The sequence below is a fragment of the Modestobacter sp. SYSU DS0904 genome (assembly GCF_054051115.1).
On record NZ_JBJHAQ010000077.1, the window covers coordinates 1 to 1,639 of the forward strand.

The following is a 1,639-nucleotide window of genomic DNA, read 5'->3' on the forward strand; positions in this document are numbered from 1 at the left end:
CGGCCAGTGCTCCTTAGAAAGGAGGTGATCCAGCCGCACCTTCCGGTACGGCTACCTTGTTACGACTTCGTCCCAATCGCCGATCCCGCCTTCGACGGCTCCCTCCCACAAGGGGTTGGGCCACCGGCTTCGGGCGTTACCGACTTTCGTGACGTGACGGGCGGTGTGTACAAGGCCCGGGAACGTATTCACCGCAGCGTTGCTGATCTGCGATTACTAGCGACTCCAACTTCATGGGGTCGAGTTGCAGACCCCAATCCGAACTGAGACCGGCTTTTTGGGATTCGCTCCACCTCGCGGTATCGCAGCCCTTTGTACCGGCCATTGTAGCATGTTTGCAGCCCTAGACATAAGGGGCATGATGATTTGACGTCATCCCCACCTTCCTCCGAGTTGACCCCGGCAGTCTCCTATGAGTCCCCACCATGACGTGCTGGCAACATAGAACGAGGGTTGCGCTCGTTGCGGGACTTAACCCAACATCTCACGACACGAGCTGACGACAACCATGCACCACCTGTGCACGACGCCAAAGGCACCCCGTATCTCTACGAGATTTCCGTGCATGTCAAGCCTAGGTAAGGTTCTTCGCGTTGCATCGAATTAAGCAACATGCTCCGCCGCTTGTGCGGGCCCCCGTCAATTCCTTTGAGTTTTAGCCTTGCGGCCGTACTCCCCAGGCGGGGCGCTTAATGCGTTAGCTGCGGCACGGAGACCGTGGAATGGCCCCCACACCTAGCGCCCAACGTTTACGGCGTGGACTACCAGGGTATCTAATCCTGTTCGCTCCCCACGCTTTCGCTCCTCAGCGTCAGTTACTGCCCAGAGACCCGCCTTCGCCACCGGTGTTCCTCCTGATATCTGCGCATTTCACCGCTACACCAGGAATTCCAGTCTCCCCTGCAGTACTCTAGTTTGCCCGTATCGACTGCAGGCCCGAGGTTGAGCCTCGGGTTTTCACAGCCGACGCGACAGACCGCCTACGAGCTCTTTACGCCCAATAATTCCGGACAACGCTTGCACCCTACGTATTACCGCGGCTGCTGGCACGTAGTTGGCCGGTGCTTCTTCTGTAGGTACCGTCACTTTCGCTTCGTCCCTACTGAAAGAGGTTTACAACCCGAAGGCCGTCATCCCTCACGCGGCGTCGCTGCGTCAGGCTTTCGCCCATTGCGCAATATTCCCCACTGCTGCCTCCCGTAGGAGTCTGGGCCGTGTCTCAGTCCCAGTGTGGCCGGTCACCCTCTCAGGCCGGCTACCCGTCGTCGCCTTGGTGGGCCGTGACCCCACCAACAAGCTGATAGGCCGCGGGCCCATCCTCAGCCGATAAATCTTTCCACCACCAGACCATGCGGTCAGCGGTCACATCCGGTATTAGCACCAATTTCTTGGAGTTATCCCAGAGCTGAGGGCAGGTTGCCCACGTGTTACTCACCCGTTCGCCGCTAGGGCACCCCCCGAAGGAGGGCCTCGCTCGACTTGCATGTGTTAAGCACGCCGCCAGCGTTCGTCCTGAGCCAGGATCAAACTCTCCGTAGATGAATTCAACCCACAGCTGAGAACCAAGAGTTGGCACTCTCGATATCAATCAACCAAAGGAATCCCCGACCCGATCACCGAAGCAACCAGGCCAAAAGGG

Annotated in this window: 1 rRNA gene; it reads right to left on the bottom strand. The window is 58.6% G+C overall.

The features are described from left to right. Positions 1-17: 17 nt before the first annotated feature. Positions 18-1,539, bottom strand: a 16S ribosomal RNA gene (locus tag ACI79U_RS21395). Positions 1,540-1,639 lie beyond the last annotated feature (100 nt).